The sequence below is a fragment of the Phycicoccus sp. genome (assembly GCF_035325325.1).
Classification (GTDB): Bacteria; Actinomycetota; Actinomycetes; order Actinomycetales; family Dermatophilaceae; genus Phycicoccus.
Window position 1 is genome coordinate 25,427 of record NZ_DAOLAC010000018.1, and the last position, 16,152, is coordinate 41,578.

The window sequence follows — 16,152 nt, forward strand, 5'->3', positions numbered from 1 at the left end:
CGGATGAGCTGGCCGGCCGTGGTCCTCGCCCTCGTCCTCACCCTGGGCGCTCCGCTCTGCACCCTCGTCGGCTGGCGGGTCCTGCTCACCGACCTCGGCACCCGCCTGCCCCTCGCGCCGGCGGCGAGCATCTTCTTCGTCGGCCAGCTCGGCAAGTACGTGCCCGGGTCGGTGTGGACCGTCCTCGCGCAGGCCGAGATGGGGGCGAAGCTGCGCGTGCCGCGGCGTCGGATGGCGGTCACCGGGCTGCTCGCCATCGGTCTGGGCATCCTCTGCGCCGGGCTCCTCGGCGTCGTCGCGCTGCCGCGGCTCCTGGCCCGGGGCAGCTCGCCGGTCACCGCCTGGGTCCTCGTGGGTGCCGTGCTGCTGGGCGGGGTGCTGTTCCACCCGCGGCTGCTCAACGGGATGGTCGCCCTCGGGCTGCGCCTCCTGCGCCGCGAGCCGCTCGAGCACGAGCTCGGCGGGCGGGCCGTCGTCCTCACCGGCGCGTGGTTCCTCGGGGCGTGGGTCTCGGCCGGCCTCGGGGTGGCCGTGCTCGTGCGCTCGCTCCAGCCGGACGCGTCGCTCGCCGACCTCGTCGTGGCCGGCGTGTGCGGGTTCGCGCTGGCGTCGGCGGTGGGGCAGATCTCCGTCCTCGTGCCGGCCGGGGTCGGCATTCGCGACGGCGTCCTCGCGCTGCTCCTCGTCACCTTCATGCCGTTGTCGGCGGCGACGGCGGTCGTCGTCGTCGCCCGGTTCCTCGCGATCGTCGCCGACCTCGTCGTGGCGGGCGGCGGCTGGGCCTGGGGCCGTCGGCACCACCTCCTAGGATCCGAGGGATGAGCGAGCGACCGGAGCGCGAGGAACAGCTCGCCTACTCGGAGTCGATGGCGAAGATGCTCGACGAGCAGGCGCGCCGGAAGAAGGCGGCCAAGCTGATCGCGGTCGTCCGGCACGCGCTCGGGGTCTCGTCGCTCGACGGGCTGAGCGCGGTCGACGTCGGCTGCTCGGCGGGGTTCATCGCCGACGAGCTCGCCCTCGCCGGCGCGCGCACGAGCGGCGTCGACATCGACGAGCCGGGTCTGGCGAAGGCCCGCGCGCGCTTCGGGGAGCGCGTCGACTTCCGGCTGGCCCGCGGCGAGGACCTGCCGTTCGAGGAGGCATCGGTCGACGTCGTCGTCCTCAACCACATCTACGAGCACGTCGTCGACCCCGAGGCGGTCGTCGCCGACATCCACCGGGTGCTGCGGCCGGGCGGCCTGCTCTACCTCGGGGTCGGGCACCGGTTCCAGGTGCTCGAGCCGCACCACCGGCTGCCGTTCCTCTCGTGGCTGCCGCAGCCCGCCGCCGACCGCTACATGCGGCTCACCGGCCGGGGCGAGGAGTACTACGAGCACTACTACTCCCCGCGCGGGCTGCGCCGCCTCTTCGCCGCCTACGACGTCTGGGACTACACCCTCCCCGTCCTCGCCGACCCCGCCGCGTTCTCGGCCGACGACAACGTACCCGGTTGGGCCGCACGGGTCCCCGAGCGTGTGCTCGCCGCCGGCCTACCCCTGGTGCCCACGTACGTGTGGGCCGCGTTCAAGGGAGCCGCGACCCCGGCCGGCCCGCCACTGCGCGTCGCGCCGCGCCACCTCGGCTGATGGCCGACGGCACCGTCCGTGTCGTCCGGGCCGGGCGCCCGGTGCCGCTCGGGGCGGTCCTCTCGATCTTCCGCCGCGGCGGTGGCGACCCGACGAGCCGCCGCGACGACGCCGGCTGGTGGTTCGGCTGGCGCACCCCGGACGGGCCGGTCACCCTGCGGCTGTCGGCGCCCGGTGGCGTGGCCGAGGAGGTGCGGGCCGAGGCGTGGGGGAGCGGCGCCGCGTGGATGCTCGAGCAGGTGCCGGCGCTGCTCGGCGAGCACGACGACCCCGCCGGGTTCGAGCCGTCCCTGCACCCGCTCGTCGCCGACGAGTGGCGGCGCCGGCCGGGCTGGCGGGTGCCGCGCTCCGGCCTGGTCGTGCAGAACCTCGTCGCGTCGGTCATCGAGCAGAAGGTCACCGGCAAGGAGGCCTTCGCCGGCTACCGGCGGCTGGTGCGGCGCTTCGGCGAGCCGGCTCCCGGGCCGGGGGAGGCGCTGCGGCTCGCGGTGCCGCCGACGCCCGCCGGCTGGGCTGCGGTGCCGTCGTGGGAGTGGCTCGCGGCCGGCGTCGACCCGGGGCGCTCGCGGACGGTGACCGCCGTCGTCCGCCACGCCGGCCGGCTCGAGGAGGTCGTCGGGATGCCGGCCGACGCGGCGCGCACCCGGTTGACGGCGCTGCCCGGCATCGGGCGCTGGACGTGGGCCGAGGTCGCCCAGCGGGCCCTCGGGCTGCCCGACGAGGTGAGCTTCGGCGACTACCACGTGGCCAAGGACATGACGTGGGCACTGACCGGCACCCCGCAGGACGACGACGCCCTCGCGGCGCTGCTCGAACCGTGGCGCGGACACCGCTACCGCGTGCAGCGGCTCCTCGAGCTCGGCGGCCACCACCGGCCGCGTCGCGGTCCCCGGATGTCCACCCCGACCCACCTGCCGACCCGCGGTCGCTGACCTCCCCGGTCGCCGCGAACCTCTCCCTCGGGCCGTTCGGCGCGTGCTACGGTCTGCGCGTCTCCGGTGGCCCCGGGGGCGATCGGGGAGGAGATCTCGCGTGTCGACGTCGTGGAGACGGGCCGTGGTGGCCGTCCTGGCGGCCGGAACCGCCGCCGGGTTGGCGGCCGGACCAGCAGCGGGGGAGGTGGGGGTGGAGACCCGGCCGGCCCCCAGCGTGCCTCTCGAGCGTCCCGGCCCGGTGTTCCCGAAGCCGCCCCGGGTCGCGACGCCGCAGTCCGGGCGCTCGGCCGGTGCGGCCGTCGCGCGGGGCTCGGGAGTGGCCAGGACCACCCCACTGGCCGTCGCCACGACCTGCCCGGTGGGGCAGGTCGTCTCGCGGACCTATGCCGTCGAGGGCTTCGAGGACGGCAGCGTCCCGAACCCCGAGTACTCCGAGGGCTGGACGGTCGGTGCACCCGAGGACGGCGACGCGCCCGAGGGCTCGAACGTGGCCATGACGACGGCCCGCTCCACCGGCCGCACGGACCACGTCATCAACCCGCTCTTCTCGCCCGTCGCCCCGGGCAGCCTCTACGTCTCCCTCACCTACCGGGGGACCTTCGCCCCCGGGGAGTCGGGGCTCTTCATCAACGACGGCAGCGAGGCCCTGGCCCCCTCGTCCGCGTGGCGCACCATCCGGCGAGACGCGACGTCGGTCAACGCCTACGGGGTCGTCGACGTCTACGTCGACCTCGTCACCGACGTCGAAGGGTCCGCGAGCCACGTCGAGATCGACGACGTCCGGGCCTGGACGTGCACGGCCGTCCCGGTCTCGGGGGTCCGGGGTGACTGGACCGGCGACGGCCTCGTCGACCTGCTCGGCACGACCACCGACGGTGACCTGTGGATGTACCCCGGTCGGGGCAACGGCCGCGTCAACGGGGGCACCCGGGTCGGCACCGGCTGGGACGAGTACTCCTGGGTCGGCAGCCCGGGTGACGTGAGCGGCGACCGGCGGACCGACCTCGTGGCCCGGGACGAGGCCGGGGCGCTGTGGCTCTTCGGCGGCCAGGGCCGGGCGACCTTCGCGCCGCGGCGCCAGATCGGCAGCGGATGGGGAACGATGACCGCCCTCGCGACGCCCGCCGACATGGACCTCGACGGGCTCGCCGAGCTGCTGGCACGGCGCGCCGACGGCACCCTGCACCTGTACTCGTTCACGCCCACGGGGGGACTGCGCTACGACCGCCGGGTCGGTACCGGGTGGAACGGCATGGCCTGGATCATCGGCATGGGCGACCTCGACGGCGACGGCCGGGGCGACACGGTCGGCGTCAGCGCCGACGGCGGGTGCCTCTACGCCTACCGGACCACGACGGTGGCCACCCTCGGTCACGCGACCCGGGTCGGCTGCGGGTGGCAGGCCATGACCTACCTGACCTCGCCGGGCGACCTCGACCGCGACGGACTCGGCGACCTCCTCGCCCGCCGCGCCGACGGGACGCTCTGGTTCTACAAGGGACGCGTCGGCGGCGGGGTGCGTAGCGGGATCCAGGTCGGCTCCGGCTGGAGCGGGATGGAGACGATCACATGACTTCCACGACCCTGCGCCCCAGGAGGCCCGCCCGGCTGCGTCTCGTCGTCGTCCTCGGCCTCGCCGTGGCGCTCGTGCTGCAGACGGCCGTGGCCCAGGCGTACGTCGCCGTCGCCTACGCACAGCGCGGTCTCGTGATGACCGAGCGGCCGTCCTCCAGCCCGGGCGAGGTGCGGGCCACGCTCACCCTCACCCTCGCCGCCCACGAGGCCCGGCTGCTGCGGGCCGAGTCGAAGTCGTACAACGGGAAGCCCGACCGCAATGCGCTCGGCCAGAAGATCACGTGTGAGCGCCCGGACGGCACGATCGTCAAGGAGTCGTGGACCGGCACCAACCTGCTGGCCCGCGACGGCCTCAACCACGTGGTCAACCGGCTGCTGTTCGTCGCACCGACGGCCGGCACCTACCTCTGCCGGCTCCGCGTCTACGTGAACTCGCACTTCGCCGAGCCGGCCCGCGCGACGCTCTACAGCGGCTTCGTGGGGGACACCTCGGGCACCCTGACGACCCAGCGCCTGGGCGTCTCCCGGGTGGCCAAGGGGTCGGTGTTCTTCCCGTCGGGCGACGGGTCCCGGCGCCGGGTCGTGCCGATCTTCCGGTACCTGCCGCCGCCGGGAGCCACGACGGTCGACGCGCGGGCCGACATCTACATCACCAACTGCTACGGCACCGGCGGGGCCGGTTGCCCGGCCGCGAGGTTCCCGCCCAGCGGCTCCTCGACCTACGCCGTCCAGGGCTTCCTCGTGCCGGCGAACCCGGCGTGCAAGACGGTCTCCACGGCGCGCTCGGTACGCAGCTTCGACAGCCTCAAGCACCACCTCGGGCACGTCGTCGACATGACCGCCAAGATCCCGACCGGGGTCGACTGCGGCTCGTGGAGCACTTACACGGAGGTCCAGTGGCTGGCCGGCATCCCGTTCGCCGTACAGCTTTACCCGTACTCGCAGTCGTCCATCATCGGCTCCTGAGCCGCTCCCGGGCGGTTCAGGACAGTCGCACAATCGCCGACACCGGTGTGCGGGAACGAACCTCGGCCACGAGGTCCTCGGAGACCGCCGCCACCTCGGTTCGGGCGACGAGGCGGCCGAGGTCGTAGGGGTCGCCGGCGGCCAGGACCACCTCGGCCGACCCGGCGCCGACCGCGACGTCGGCCGAGCCGTCGGGCACGTCGTGCAGGGCGAGCCCCACCACCCGCGCCACGCGGTCGGGCAGGGCCTCCGGGGCCACGGACCGCAACCCGACCTCGGCCGAGGCCGCCGACCCGGGCGCGACGCCCAGCGCGCCCCGCAGCGCCTCGACGTGGCCGCGGGCGAACCAGTCGCCGGGGCCGGTGCGCACGAGCGCGGCCGCCGCGACCGGCGACCCGCCGAACCATCCGGCCGGCAGCCCCCGCACGAGCGCCGCCGGGACCCCGGCCGCCTTGCCCTTGACGAGGTCGGCCGCCGCGGCCACCTCGTCGGCGACCGCCCGGGCGGTGACCGCCAGCGGCCGGCCGTCGTGGTCGACGCCCCCGCGGAGGTCGTCGAGCGGCGCCATCCCGGCGAGCCCGAGCGCGAAGTCGGTCTGGCCCGCGCGCCACGGGCGTCCGGCGGTGTCGCTGAGGACCACCGCGAACGGCGTCCCCGCGGGGAGCCCGGCGGCGGCCAGCACGCCGTCCCGGAGCCGCCCGGCCTCCGCGTCCGGGTCCTCAGGAAGCAGCAGCACGGCACCGGACGGGCCGGTGTTCGAGGAGTCCACCCCGGCGGCGGCCATCACCGGGCCCGCGACCGACTCGACGACGCGGGTCGGCCCCGTGGACCCGGCCCGCTCGGCGACCACCCGCCGGGTGTGCGCGGCCACCGCCTCGGCGCGCTCGCCGGCCCAGGTCAGGCCGAGCGCCTTCGAGACCACCTTGCTCGACACGACGAGGCAGTCACCGGCCCGTGGCGCGCACCCCGCGGTGCGGGCGGCCCCGACGAGGAGCCCGGCGAGGTCGTCCCCCGGCGCCACCTCGGGGACGCCGAGGAGCCCGACGACCTCGACGCGCGGGCGACTCGCGCTCACGCCGAGACCGTGCTCGCCAGCCGGAGCGCGTGTTCCGCGATGCGACCGGCCGACGCGACGTCCGACATGAGCAGCGGCCCGTCGAAGACCTCGACGCGAGCCCGCGGCAGCACCGTGTCGGCGTCGGCGGGGTCGACGAGCCAGGCGTCGAGGAAGTCCTCGTAGAGCCCGGCCACGGCCGCGGCGGTGGCCGGCACCCCGATCGCCGCGAGGCACGCGTCGGCGTGGCCGCGCACCGGCCGTCCGGAGATGAGCGGCGAGACGCCGACCACCGGCGCCGTCGTGCCGCGCAGTGCGTCGCGGACCCCGGGCACCCCGAGGACGATCCCGATCGAGACGACCGGGTTGCTCGGCGGCAGGAGGACGACGTCGGCCCGGCGGATGGCGTCGAGGACCCCCGGCCCGGCGGCGGCGCGGTCGAGGCCGGCCACGACGAACCGGCGGGCCGGCAGGGACGCCTGGTGGCGGACCCACCACTCCTGGAAGTGGATCGCCCGCTCGCCGCCGGCCTCGTCGTCGACGACGACGTGCGTCTCGACCGGGGTGTCGGTCATCGGCAGGAGGGTGATCCGGCGCTCCGGCAGGCCCCAGCGGGCGGCCAGCCGGGCGGTGACCTCGGAGAGGGGCACTCCCTGCCCCAGCCACTGCGAGCGGACGACGTGGGTGCCGATGTCGAGGTCGCCGAGCGCGAACCACTGCGGGCGGGCGCCGTACGCGGCCAGCTCCTCCTGGACCCGGTGGCTCTCGCCGGCCCGGCCCCAGCCCTGGGTGTCGTCGACCCCGCCGCCGAGGGTGTACAGGAGGGTGTCGACGTCGGGGGAGACCCGCAGCCCGAAGAGCGTGATGTCGTCGCCGGTGTTCGCGACGACCGTGACTTCGGCGTCGGCGAGACCGGGCGTGCTGTCGAGGTGGTGCCGCAGGCCGCGGACGAAACGGGCCCCGCCGACACCGCCCGCGAGGGCCGTGATGCGCATGGAGGTCAGTCTCTCAGCCCGCGGCGGACGCCGAGCACCCGCCCGCACGGCACGTCCGCACCACCACGCCCCTCCCGTACCACGGACACCGCCACCGGGGAAATCCGGCCAATAACACCGAACGGCTTGACGAGCACGGCATGACACGCGTGTAATTCCATGCATGTACTCCGGGGTGACCGGCCGGTGTGCACGGGTCGAGGTCGAGGAGGAACCACAATGCACGAGCTCTTTCTGGTCGAGGGGATGCTCGGTGACGCCGAGCCGGAGGAGGGGGCACTCTCCTGGCAGGAGCGCTCGCTCTGCGCCCAGACCGACCCCGAGGCGTTCTTCCCCGAGAAGGGCGGCTCCACGCGGGAGGCGAAGAAGGTGTGCGTCTCCTGCGAGGTGCGCGCCGAGTGCCTCGAGTACGCCCTCGCCAACGACGAGCGGTTCGGCATCTGGGGTGGCCTCTCCGAGCGCGAGCGCCGCAAGCTGAAGAAGCGCGCCGTCTGAGCCGGGGCCCCGCCCCCTCAGCAGCCACCACCGGATGACGCTCGCCCCCCCACGCCCCGTGGACACCGTGCCGGCCCCCTCCGCCGGCGCGGTGCCCCCCGTCGTCACGGCCCTCGTCGTGACCCACCGCGACCCCGCCGGCCTCGCCGACCTCCTCGAGGCCGTCCTCGGCCAGAGCCTCGTCCCCGACGACGTGCTCGTCCTCGACCGGACCGCCGGTGCCACGCTGGCCGCCGGCGAGGGCGAGCCGGAGGCCACGGTCGGCTCCGTCGTCGCGGCCGCCAGCGCGCGGCACGGCCGGGCGCTGCGGGTCGTCGCCGTCGACCCCCGGCACGCGGTCCGGCGGGTGGCCCACCGCGCCGTCGTCGAGGAGGTCGACGCCACCGAGGGGACCGGGCTCGTGTGGTTCCTGCCCGTGGGGGCGCACCCGGAGCGGACGGCCCTCGTCCGGCTCGTCGACGCCTGGCGGCGCTCGCCGTCCACCGGGGTCGTCGGCCCCAAGCACGTCGACGTCGACGCCCCGAACCGCCTCCGCGCGCTGTCCATCCGCACCACCCGCGGCGGTCGCCTCCTCGCCCGGCCGCAGCCGGGGGAGCCCGACCAGGGGCAGTACGACGCGACGACGGACGTCCTCGCGGTGCCGTTCGCCGGCTCGCTCGTCGAACGCGACCTCCTCCTCGCGCTCAAGGGCTGGGAGACCTCGTTCGGTGACGTCGGCGCCGACCTCGACCTCGGGTGGCGGGCCCAGCTGAGCGGACGCCGCGTCGTCGTCGTCCCGTCCTCCCGGGTGCGCTCGGGTCCGGGCGTCGCCGTCGCCTCGGCCACGACCTCGGGCCGCCGCCGCGCCGCCCGGCGGGTGGCCCTGGCCCGCGCCCCGTGGTGGTGGTCGCCGATCCTCGTCGTGTGGATCGGCGTCACCTCCCTCGTCGCCGCCCTCGGCCTCCTCCTCCTCAAGCGCCCCCGCAGCGCGTGGGCCGAGCTCGCGGCGCTCACCTCCCTCGACCCCGTCCGAGGCCTTCGCGCACGGTGGCGCACGCGGCACCGTCCGGTGGTGCGCCGGCGCGACCTCGGCGCCGTCTTCGAGCCGCGCCGGGCGGTCCTCACCTCGTGGGGCGACTCCGTGCACCACGCCCTCGTCCCCCCGCAGCCGCCGATCGGCGACGCCGCGGCCGACCTCAACCCCCGGTCCTGGTTCGTCAAGGTGGTCCGGCACCCGGGCGTCGTCGCCGTCGTCACGGCCCTCGTCGTCACGGTCGCCGCCGCCCGGACCCTCGGTCTCGGCGTGCTCACCGGCCTCGGCGGCGGTCTCACCGGCGGCGAGCTGGTCGGTGCCCGGGTGGACGCCCCGGCGCTCTGGCACGCGTGGCGCGACGGCTGGTCCGGGAGCGGCCTCGGCGGCCCCGACCAGGCCGGGCCGGCGAGCGCCCTGCTCGCGGCCCCCGCGTGGCTCGTGGCGCACCTCCCGCTCGTGCCGGTCCCGTCCTCGCCCGGCGGCCTCGTCGTCGCGCTGCTCGTCCTCCTCGCGATGCCGCTCGGCGCCCTCTCGGCCTACCTCGCGCTCCGGGTGGCGACCCGCCGCCCGTGGCTGCGCACGCTCGGTGCCGTCGCGTGGGCGACGAGCGGCCCGGCCGCCGCCACCGTTGCGCAGGGACGCCTCGGCGCCGCGGTCGCCCTGGTGCTGCTGCCCGGTGTCGCGGCCGGACTCTGGCTCGTCGGGGCCCGGCGCTCCACGGCGACCAGCGGCTTCGCGACGGCGCTCGCCCTCGTCGTCCTCGGCGCCTTCGCCCCGGTGCTCGCCGCCCTCGGGGTGCTGCTCGCGCTCGTCCTCGCCCTCGTGCGGCCCGGGGTGCGCGGGCACGCCGTCGTGGCCGCCGTCGTCCCCGCGGCCGTCCTCGCGCCGTGGCTGCTCAGCGCCGGCGCGGTGTCGTGGCCGGCGGTCGTCGGTGCCAACGGGCTCGCCGCGTGGGGCGGCACGCCCCCCGCGGCGTGGCGGATCGCCCTCCTCGACGCCGGCGGCGCCGGGGCCCCCCTCTGGTGGACCGCGCTGCCGCTCGTCCTCGGCGGGGTGCTCGGCCTCGTCGCCGGCCGTCGCTGGCGCGGCGCCCCGGCCTCGCTCGCGCTCCTCCTCCCCGTCCTCCTCGCCCTCGCGCTCGCGGCTCCCCGGGTCCGCCTGGGCACGGTGCCGTCGGGGGTGGCCGGTGCGGGTCAGCCGATCACCCCGTGGGTCGGCACGCTGCTCCTGCCGGTCGTCCTCGTGCTCGTCCTCGCGTTCGTCCGGGGCCTCGACGCCCTCCCCGTCCGTGGCGGGCGCGACACCGTCCGGGTCACGGCCCGGGTCTGCCTCGGGGCCGCGGTGGCCGGGGTGGCCCTCGTGGCCGCCGGTGTCGTCTCCGGAGGGCTCGGCGGGCTGCTGTCGCCGTGGAGCGACCCCCGTCCGGCCGTGGCGGTCGACCAGGCCGAGGGTGCCTTCGCGACCCGTTCGCTCTTCGTCGTGCCCGGCGACAGCGGCGCCGGCTACCGGTTCGTCGGCCGGGAGGACGCCGCGCTCGTGCGCCAGCTGCCCGGTCGGCCCGGCGCGGACGCCGCCGTCGCCGGCCAGGTGACCGCCCTCCTCGGTGCGGTCCCCGGCAGCGAGCGGCTCGTGACCGGTGCGGCGGCCGACCTCCTCGCGGTCCGCGGGGAGCAGGTGCCCGAGGTGGTGCGCCGGCTCGACGCCACCGACGGCCTCCAGCGCATCTCCCCGCGGGCGGGGTGGCAGCTGTGGCGGCTCAGCCCCACCGGTGCCCGGGCCCAGGCCCTGGTCGCCCCGCCGCGGCTGCGGATGGAGACACCCCGGGAGACCCGTCTCGTCGTCGCCACCGGAGCGCACGGAGCAACCTCGACGACGATCGACGCGCCCGCCAAGAGCCGCCTCGTCGTCGCCGAGCCCGCGGCGTGGGCCGAGCACGCCGTCGTCGAGGTCGACTCCCGCGTCCTCACCCCCCTCCCACGGGCGGCCTCGCCCACCTACGAGCTGCCCGCCGGCCCCGGCGAGCTGACGATCACGCTCACCGACCCCCAGCGGTGGTGGCACCTCGGCCAGCTCCTCGCCCTCGCGGTGCTCGCCTTCCTCGCCGTGCCCTTCGGCCGGCGCGAGACCCGGGTGGTGGTCCGATGAGCCGTCCGGCCGTCCTGGCCCGTCTGGCCCGGGTCCGCCCCGCGCTCCCGGGCGCCGCCCGCGTCGTCGTCGCCGCCGGTGGGGCCGGCGCGCTCGTGTGGCTGGCCGGCGCGCACGCCGACACCCTCGACCTCGCCGCCGCGAGCGGGGTCAGGCAGGCACCGGTCGCCCCGACGAGCCTCGCGACGAGCCTCGACGCCATGTGCCCCGGCCCTGAGCTCACCGGCCTCGAGGGCGTCGACGACGTCGCCGTGGCCGGGCGGGTGACCGTCGCCAGTGGTCCGGCCGAGCTCCTCCCGGTCCCCGCGACCGGCAAGGGCAGCGCCGCCCTCGCCGCCGGGTCGGGCGGCCTGGCCACGCTCACCGACCGCCCGGGCGCGGTGACGGGAGCCCTCCCGACGTCCGGGCCGGTCACCCTCCGCGCGAGCGGCGCGCTGGCTCCCGCCCTGACCGCGACCCAGGAGTGGTCCAGCGCCGCCAAGGACCTGCGTGGACTCGTCACGACCCCGTGCCGCACGGCCGCCACCGACCTCTGGCTGCTCGCCGGTGGGGCCGGCGCCGGGCGCCAGGAGCGCCTCGTGCTCACCAACCCCGGCGGCAACCCGGTCACCGCCGACGTCACGGTGCACGGCGGCAGCGGCCCGCTCGCCCCGCCGCGCACGGTGACGGTCACCCCGGGTGGCCGGACGACGCTCCTCCTCGACGCGGTCGCGGCCGACGAGAAGACCCCCGCGGTGCACGTCGCGGCCGACGGTGGCGGGCTCACCGCCACCCTCACCGACACCTGGATCGAAGGCACCACCCCGAAGGGCGCCGAGACCGTCGTCCCCGCGGCCGACCCCTCGACCGTCCAGGTCGTCCCGGCCGCCGTGCTCGACGGTCGGGCGACCCTGCGCGTCGTCGCGCCCGGGTCGGACGAGGCCGTGACGAGCGTGACCCTCCTCGACCGTTCCGGCACGGTGACGACGACTGCCGACACCGTGCTCACGGTCGGCGCGGACGCCGTCGGCGAGCTCGCGCTGCCGGCCGTGCCGCCGGGCACGTACTCGGTCGTCGTCCGCTCGGACGTCCCGGTCGCCGCCGCCGTGCTGACCCGCACGGCGAACGGCAGCGGGGCCGGAGACATCGGCTGGGCCGAGTCCTCGCCGGTCATCGACGCCGTCGCCGGTCTCGCCCTGCCGCCGACCCCCTCGGTGGCCCGGTCGCTGCACCTCGTGAGCACCGGCGGGGCGAGCACGGCCGACGTGACGGTGGTCGTCGACGGCGAGCCGCGCACCCGCACGGTCGCCCTCGTCTCCGAGCGGTCCGCCGACGTCGACCTCGCCGGGGCCTCCGCCGTCTGGGTCGAGCGCACCGACGGTTCGGGGGCGCTGCGCGGCGGGGTGGTCTCGAGCGTCGGCGACGGCGCGGGCCGCCTGCTGTCCGTCGTGCCACTGGCCCCGGTCGCCGTCACCTCGCCGGTCAGCCGCGCCTTCCCGCTGCCCTGACGGACGGGCCGGGACCGACGGCGGGCTCAGGCGTCGGGGTCGGCGTCCGGGTCCAGCTCGTGGGCCGGCACGCCGAGAAGGGCGGCGACCTGCTCGGTGACGACCTCGCGGACGATGTCGGCGAGGTCCTGCTCGTCCTGCGCGCGCGCCTCGACCGGCCTGCGGTAGACCACCACCCGGTCGGCGCGCGCCGCCGTCGCCCGCAGCAGCCGGCCGAGCGGAGCGACCTGCTCCTCCCACGGCGCAGGGTCGGTCGGGGGGACGTCCTGTACCGCGAACTCCGTTCCGGCGTAACGGTTCCCGAGGTGTGGGCGAATGCGGTCGGCGGCGTCCAGGACGAGGTCGTCGAACCGCTCCCGACGGGTGGTCATCGCGGGGACGGCCGGGTGGGCGAGGGGGCCCCGAGGTCCCCGGCCGTGGCGGTCGCGGCGGCGGGCGGTCACGGGCCCGATGCTACGGCGTGCCTCCGGCGACCCGGGGCCGGCGCCGCCTAGAGTCACCGTGTGAACCTGTCGCGGAAGTGCACGAAGACCGGCTGCCGTCAGCCCGCGGTCGCGACGCTCACCTACGCCTACTCCGACCGCGCGGCCGTCCTCGGCCCCTTGGCGACCTACGCGGAGCCGCACACCTACGACCTCTGTGCCGAGCACGCGACGCGTCTCACCGCGCCGCGCGGCTGGGAGGTGGTGCGCCTCGCGACCGAGTACCCGGACCCCGAGCCGACCTCGGACGACCTGCTCGCCCTCGCCGACGCGGTCCGCGAGGCGGGCCGCCCGCGCACCCCGGCCGAGCCGGTCCCGGCCCCCGACGTCGTGACCGGCGAGGTGGCCCGTCGCGGGCACCTGCGCATGCTGCGGGGCAGCGCCGAGGCCTGAGCCCGCCCCGAGGCGCCTGTCTGGTGCCCCGGAGGGCTCCTCGACCACCCGGTCCGACCTGCTCGGCCGTTCGGCCGATCCGGCCCCCGAGGCCCTCACGCCCCGTCCCCGCACGGCCCTACCGTCGGCAGCGCCCACCATCGCCTGCAGGGAAAGGGGTCGCCGTGGCCCGGCCGCGCCTCCGCCTGACCGCCGCCTGCCCGGCGACGTCGGGCTCCCGGCGTGACGAGCAGGGGGCCATCGCCCTGGAGGCGGCCATCGTCTTCCTCTTCCTCTTCACCCTGCTCGCGGGCGTCGTCGACGTCTCCCTCTTCTTCAAGGACACGTACTCGGTCTCCTCGGCGGCGCGCGCCGGGGCCCGGATGGCGGCGGCCGACCCGCTGAGCACGACCTTCGCCCGGGACACCGCGACCCAGGTGGCGAGCGCGCTGACCGACCTGGACTACTCCCGGGTCACCGAGATCTGGGTCTACAAGGCGGATCCCGACACCGGTGACACGATGTCCGGGAGCACGTGCGGCACCAAGTGCGTCAAGTTCACCCTCACCGCGCCCGGGGTGGCCAGCGCCGGAACCGGCACCTGGACCTCCCGGAACGCGTGTGCGAGCACCAGCGTCGACGTCGACTCGGTCGGGGTGCTCGTGCGGTACCGCCACAAGGCGGCCGTGATGTTCGCGAACAACCAGATCATCACCGAGCGGGTCACGATGCGGCTCGAGCAGATCCCCTCGACCCAGCAGTGCGTGTCGGTGCCGTGATGTGGATCCGTCGCCGTGGGGAGAAGGGCGCCGCCGCCGTCGAGGCCGCGATCGTCACCCCGATGTTCATCCTCCTCATCGTGGGCATCCTCGAGTTCGGGATGTTCTTCAAGGACTACCTCTCGGTCGCGAGTGCCGTCCGCGCCGGTGTGCGCACGGCGTCCGCCGAACCGCGGATGTCGACCTACGCCCAGCACGCCGCCGACAGCGTCGGCGGTGAGGGCGCCGGCTTCGCCAGGGGAGACGTCCAGGAGCTCTGGGTCTACAAGGCCAACCTGGCCGACAAGTTCCCGATCGGCGCCAGCAGCTTCGCCAACTGCACCACGTGCGTGAAGTTCGCGTGGAACGGCACCTCGTTCAGCCCGACGTACTCCAACTGGGCGGCCGCCTCCCAGCAGGCGTGCGCCGCGGGACCGCCGGACCGGGTGGGGGTCTACCTGCGGTTGCGCCACAAGGCGTTCACCGGCTTCATCTTCACCTCCATCACCATCGAGGAGTCCACCGTGCTGCGCTTCGAGCCCAAGCCCTCGACCCAGACGTGCGAGCCATGACCGGGCGGCTCCGGCGCCGTGCGGGCGCGCGACGGCGTGACGAGCGCGGCTACGTGGCGGTCACCTCCGGGCTGCTCCTCATCGTGCTGCTCGGCTTCTCCGCGTTCGCCGTCGACGTCGGCCACTGGTACCTCGAGGGCCAGCGGGCCCAGCGGGCGGCGGACGCCGCTGCCCTGGCCGGCGTGACCAAGCTGCCCGGCGACCGGGCGGGCGCGTACGCCCTGGCCAGCGACTACGCCAAGGGCAACGGCTTCACCAACGCGCCGGGGACCACCGTCACCTCGTCTCTCGCCGGCGGCTCGACCCGACTGCGGGTCGACATCAGCTCGCAGGTCAAGAACGTCTTCGGCGGCTTCCTCGGGATCGACTCGACGACCGTCTCGCGGCACGCCATCGCGGAGTTCGCCGGGCCGGTTCCGCTGGGCAGCCCGTGCAACCACTTCGGGGACGACCCGGAGGCCGGGAGCACGACGAGCAGCAACTGCAACAACACCGGACAGTTCTGGGCCAACGTCGGCAGCCCCGCGGCCAACAAGGTCAGCGGGGACGCGTTCCAGAACGACACCTGCAGCGCCTCGGCCTCCGACGGCTGCCCCGGGGGCAACAACGTCGACTACGACCCCCTCGGGCACGTCTTCACGATCACCCTGCGGCAGGCGGTCTCCAACCTGCAGATCGAGGCCTACGACCCCGCCTTCGTCGCCGTCGGCGACTACTGCACCCTCGGCGCGGCCAACCTGAGCGGCGCGAAGGGCCTGCCCTACCCGGCCGCGTCGGTCGTCTCGAACCCCTCGTCGCGCTACGCGGACGGCTCGACGGCCTGGTGCACCGGTGACCAGCCGTTCACGTCCAACGCCCAGGTCGACACCAAGTTCACGATCCGGGGCCCCGCCGGCAACCCGTGGGAGCCGACGGCCTGGACGCAGCTGGGCGGCAGCTGCGCGCCGAAGACGTACCAGGGCTACTACGGGGACCTCAAGAAGGTCCTCGACAAGCGGACGAGCCAGTACGACGCACGTCCCGACGTGGCCGAGAACTTCCGGCGCTGGAAGACCCTGTGCTCGATCCCCGGCACGGTCCAGCCCGGGACCTACGCCATCCAGGTGCAGACCAACGGCCTCGGGGCGGACGGCGAAGGCGGCCACAACCGCTTCTCGCTGCGGGCCTACGGGTCGGGCGCCTCGGACAAGGACAACATCTCCATCGCCGGGTTCTCGAAGATGGTCATGTACGGCAACACCCCGAACGGGACCTCCAAGTTCTTCCTCGCCCGGGTGCCGAGCAACTCCAGCGGCCAGTTCTTCAACCTCAACCTGTACGACATCGGCGACGGCGCGACGTCCGGGAGCACGATCACGGTCATCCCGCCGACCGAGACCGGAGGGTCGTTCAGCGGCTGCACCGGCAAGGGCGTGACCACCGGATCGCTCCCGGGGTGCAAGATCTCGGTCAACAGCTCCTACAACGGGCGGTGGCAGACCATCACCGTGCCCATCCCGGCGTCATACTCCTGCAACGACTCCCAGGCGTCCGGTTGCTGGATCCGCCTCCAGTTCTACTACGGTCCCAGCTCGACCCCTGCGGACACGACATCCTGGACGGCCACGCTCGACGGGGACCCCATCCGCCTCGTCGAGTGAAGCCGCGCGCCGGGGCGGGGCGGCGTCGGCTCGCGTAGG

15 protein-coding genes are annotated in these 16,152 nt (G+C 75.6%); 12 read left to right on the top strand and 3 right to left on the bottom strand.

Features of this window, described 5'->3' with window-relative positions; genetic code table 11:
* The 5 genes from PKA89_RS11910 to PKA89_RS11930 form a co-directional block, all read left to right on the top strand.
* On the top strand, positions 1 to 822 hold an 822-nt coding region (locus PKA89_RS11910; RefSeq protein WP_324419678.1), incomplete at its 5' end, for a lysylphosphatidylglycerol synthase domain-containing protein.
* Complete coding sequence (locus PKA89_RS11915) at positions 819 to 1,625, top strand: class I SAM-dependent methyltransferase (RefSeq protein WP_324419680.1); 807 nt, start codon at positions 819 to 821, stop codon at positions 1,623 to 1,625. The genes PKA89_RS11910 and PKA89_RS11915, both read left to right, overlap by 4 nt.
* Entirely contained in the window at positions 1,625 to 2,557 is a 933-nt protein-coding gene (locus PKA89_RS11920; RefSeq protein WP_324419681.1) for a DNA-3-methyladenine glycosylase 2 family protein, read from the top strand. The genes PKA89_RS11915 and PKA89_RS11920 overlap by 1 nt, the downstream gene beginning before the upstream one ends.
* A gap of 193 nt (positions 2,558 to 2,750) precedes the next feature.
* The gene (locus tag PKA89_RS11925; RefSeq protein WP_324419684.1) at positions 2,751 to 4,133 is read left to right on the top strand and encodes an FG-GAP-like repeat-containing protein; all 1,383 of its coding nucleotides are present in this window, start codon (positions 2,751 to 2,753) and stop codon (positions 4,131 to 4,133) included.
* Entirely contained in the window at positions 4,130 to 5,101 is a 972-nt protein-coding gene (locus tag PKA89_RS11930; protein ID WP_324419686.1) for a hypothetical protein, read from the top strand. Before PKA89_RS11925 ends, PKA89_RS11930 begins: the two co-directional genes overlap by 4 nt.
* 16 nt (positions 5,102 to 5,117) lie before the next feature.
* On the opposite strand, the gene PKA89_RS11935 is transcribed toward PKA89_RS11930, so the two are convergent.
* A complete protein-coding gene (locus PKA89_RS11935; protein ID WP_324419688.1) occupies positions 5,118 to 6,176 on the bottom strand; it encodes a coenzyme F420-0:L-glutamate ligase in 1,059 nt (352 codons plus the stop codon).
* Positions 6,173 to 7,150: a 2-phospho-L-lactate transferase gene (gene cofD / locus PKA89_RS11940; protein WP_324419690.1), complete on the bottom strand. Its 978-nt coding sequence runs from the start codon at positions 7,148 to 7,150 to the stop codon at positions 6,173 to 6,175. Before cofD ends, PKA89_RS11935 begins: the two co-directional genes overlap by 4 nt.
* Positions 7,151 to 7,369: 219 nt before the next feature.
* On the opposite strand from cofD, the gene PKA89_RS11945 reads away from it, so the two are divergent.
* The 3 genes from PKA89_RS11945 to PKA89_RS11955 are packed head-to-tail and all read left to right on the top strand — an operon-like array spanning position 7,370 to position 12,289.
* Positions 7,370 to 7,645, top strand: a complete 276-nt coding sequence (locus tag PKA89_RS11945) for a WhiB family transcriptional regulator (RefSeq protein ID WP_324419692.1) — start codon at positions 7,370 to 7,372, stop codon at positions 7,643 to 7,645.
* Positions 7,646 to 7,679: 34 nt separating this feature from the next.
* A complete protein-coding gene (locus PKA89_RS11950; RefSeq protein WP_324419694.1) occupies positions 7,680 to 10,802 on the top strand; it encodes a glycosyltransferase in 3,123 nt (1,040 codons plus the stop codon).
* On the top strand, positions 10,799 to 12,289 hold the full coding sequence (locus tag PKA89_RS11955) for a DUF5719 family protein (RefSeq protein WP_324419695.1): 1,491 nt from the start codon (positions 10,799 to 10,801) through the stop codon (positions 12,287 to 12,289). Before PKA89_RS11950 ends, PKA89_RS11955 begins: the two co-directional genes overlap by 4 nt.
* Before the next feature lie 26 nt (positions 12,290 to 12,315).
* Here PKA89_RS11955 and PKA89_RS11960 read toward each other — a convergent pair whose 3' ends face one another.
* Entirely contained in the window at positions 12,316 to 12,732 is a 417-nt protein-coding gene (locus PKA89_RS11960; RefSeq protein ID WP_324419696.1) for a metallopeptidase family protein, read from the bottom strand.
* A gap of 60 nt (positions 12,733 to 12,792) precedes the next feature.
* On the opposite strand from PKA89_RS11960, the gene PKA89_RS11965 reads away from it, so the two are divergent.
* The 4 genes from PKA89_RS11965 to PKA89_RS11980 all read left to right on the top strand — a co-directional run bounded on the left by PKA89_RS11965 (position 12,793) and on the right by PKA89_RS11980 (position 16,113).
* The gene (locus PKA89_RS11965) at positions 12,793 to 13,164 is read left to right on the top strand and encodes a DUF3499 domain-containing protein (RefSeq protein ID WP_324419697.1); all 372 of its coding nucleotides are present in this window, start codon (positions 12,793 to 12,795) and stop codon (positions 13,162 to 13,164) included.
* A 164-nt stretch (positions 13,165 to 13,328) separates the two neighbouring features.
* Positions 13,329 to 13,922, top strand: coding sequence for a TadE/TadG family type IV pilus assembly protein (locus PKA89_RS11970; RefSeq protein WP_324419699.1), 594 nt, complete (start codon positions 13,329 to 13,331; stop codon positions 13,920 to 13,922).
* Complete coding sequence (locus PKA89_RS11975; RefSeq protein ID WP_324419701.1) at positions 13,922 to 14,473, top strand: TadE/TadG family type IV pilus assembly protein; 552 nt, start codon at positions 13,922 to 13,924, stop codon at positions 14,471 to 14,473. Before PKA89_RS11970 ends, PKA89_RS11975 begins: the two co-directional genes overlap by 1 nt.
* Positions 14,470 to 16,113 carry a pilus assembly protein TadG-related protein gene (locus tag PKA89_RS11980; RefSeq protein WP_324419703.1) on the top strand — a complete coding sequence of 548 codons (1,644 nt, stop codon included), beginning with the start codon at positions 14,470 to 14,472 and terminating at the stop codon, positions 16,111 to 16,113. Before PKA89_RS11975 ends, PKA89_RS11980 begins: the two co-directional genes overlap by 4 nt.
* Positions 16,114 to 16,152 lie beyond the last annotated feature (39 nt).

What these genes read in the sequence shown, in the direction of transcription:
- PKA89_RS11950 (WP_324419694.1), top strand. Translation starts at nt 7,680, where the DNA reads ATGACGCTCGCCCCCCCACGCCCCGTGGACACCGTGCCGGCCCCCTCC.
- PKA89_RS11945 (WP_324419692.1), top strand. Translation starts at nt 7,370, where the DNA reads ATGCACGAGCTCTTTCTGGTCGAGGGGATGCTCGGTGACGCCGAGCCG.
- PKA89_RS11930 (WP_324419686.1), top strand. Translation starts at nt 4,130, where the DNA reads ATGACTTCCACGACCCTGCGCCCCAGGAGGCCCGCCCGGCTGCGTCTC.
- PKA89_RS11920 (WP_324419681.1), top strand. Translation starts at nt 1,625, where the DNA reads ATGGCCGACGGCACCGTCCGTGTCGTCCGGGCCGGGCGCCCGGTGCCG.
- PKA89_RS11975 (WP_324419701.1), top strand. Translation starts at nt 13,922, where the DNA reads ATGTGGATCCGTCGCCGTGGGGAGAAGGGCGCCGCCGCCGTCGAGGCC.
- PKA89_RS11980 (WP_324419703.1), top strand. Translation starts at nt 14,470, where the DNA reads ATGACCGGGCGGCTCCGGCGCCGTGCGGGCGCGCGACGGCGTGACGAG.
- cofD (WP_324419690.1), bottom strand. Translation starts at nt 7,150, where the DNA reads ATGCGCATCACGGCCCTCGCGGGCGGTGTCGGCGGGGCCCGTTTCGTC.
- PKA89_RS11955 (WP_324419695.1), top strand. Translation starts at nt 10,799, where the DNA reads ATGAGCCGTCCGGCCGTCCTGGCCCGTCTGGCCCGGGTCCGCCCCGCG.
- PKA89_RS11915 (WP_324419680.1), top strand. Translation starts at nt 819, where the DNA reads ATGAGCGAGCGACCGGAGCGCGAGGAACAGCTCGCCTACTCGGAGTCG.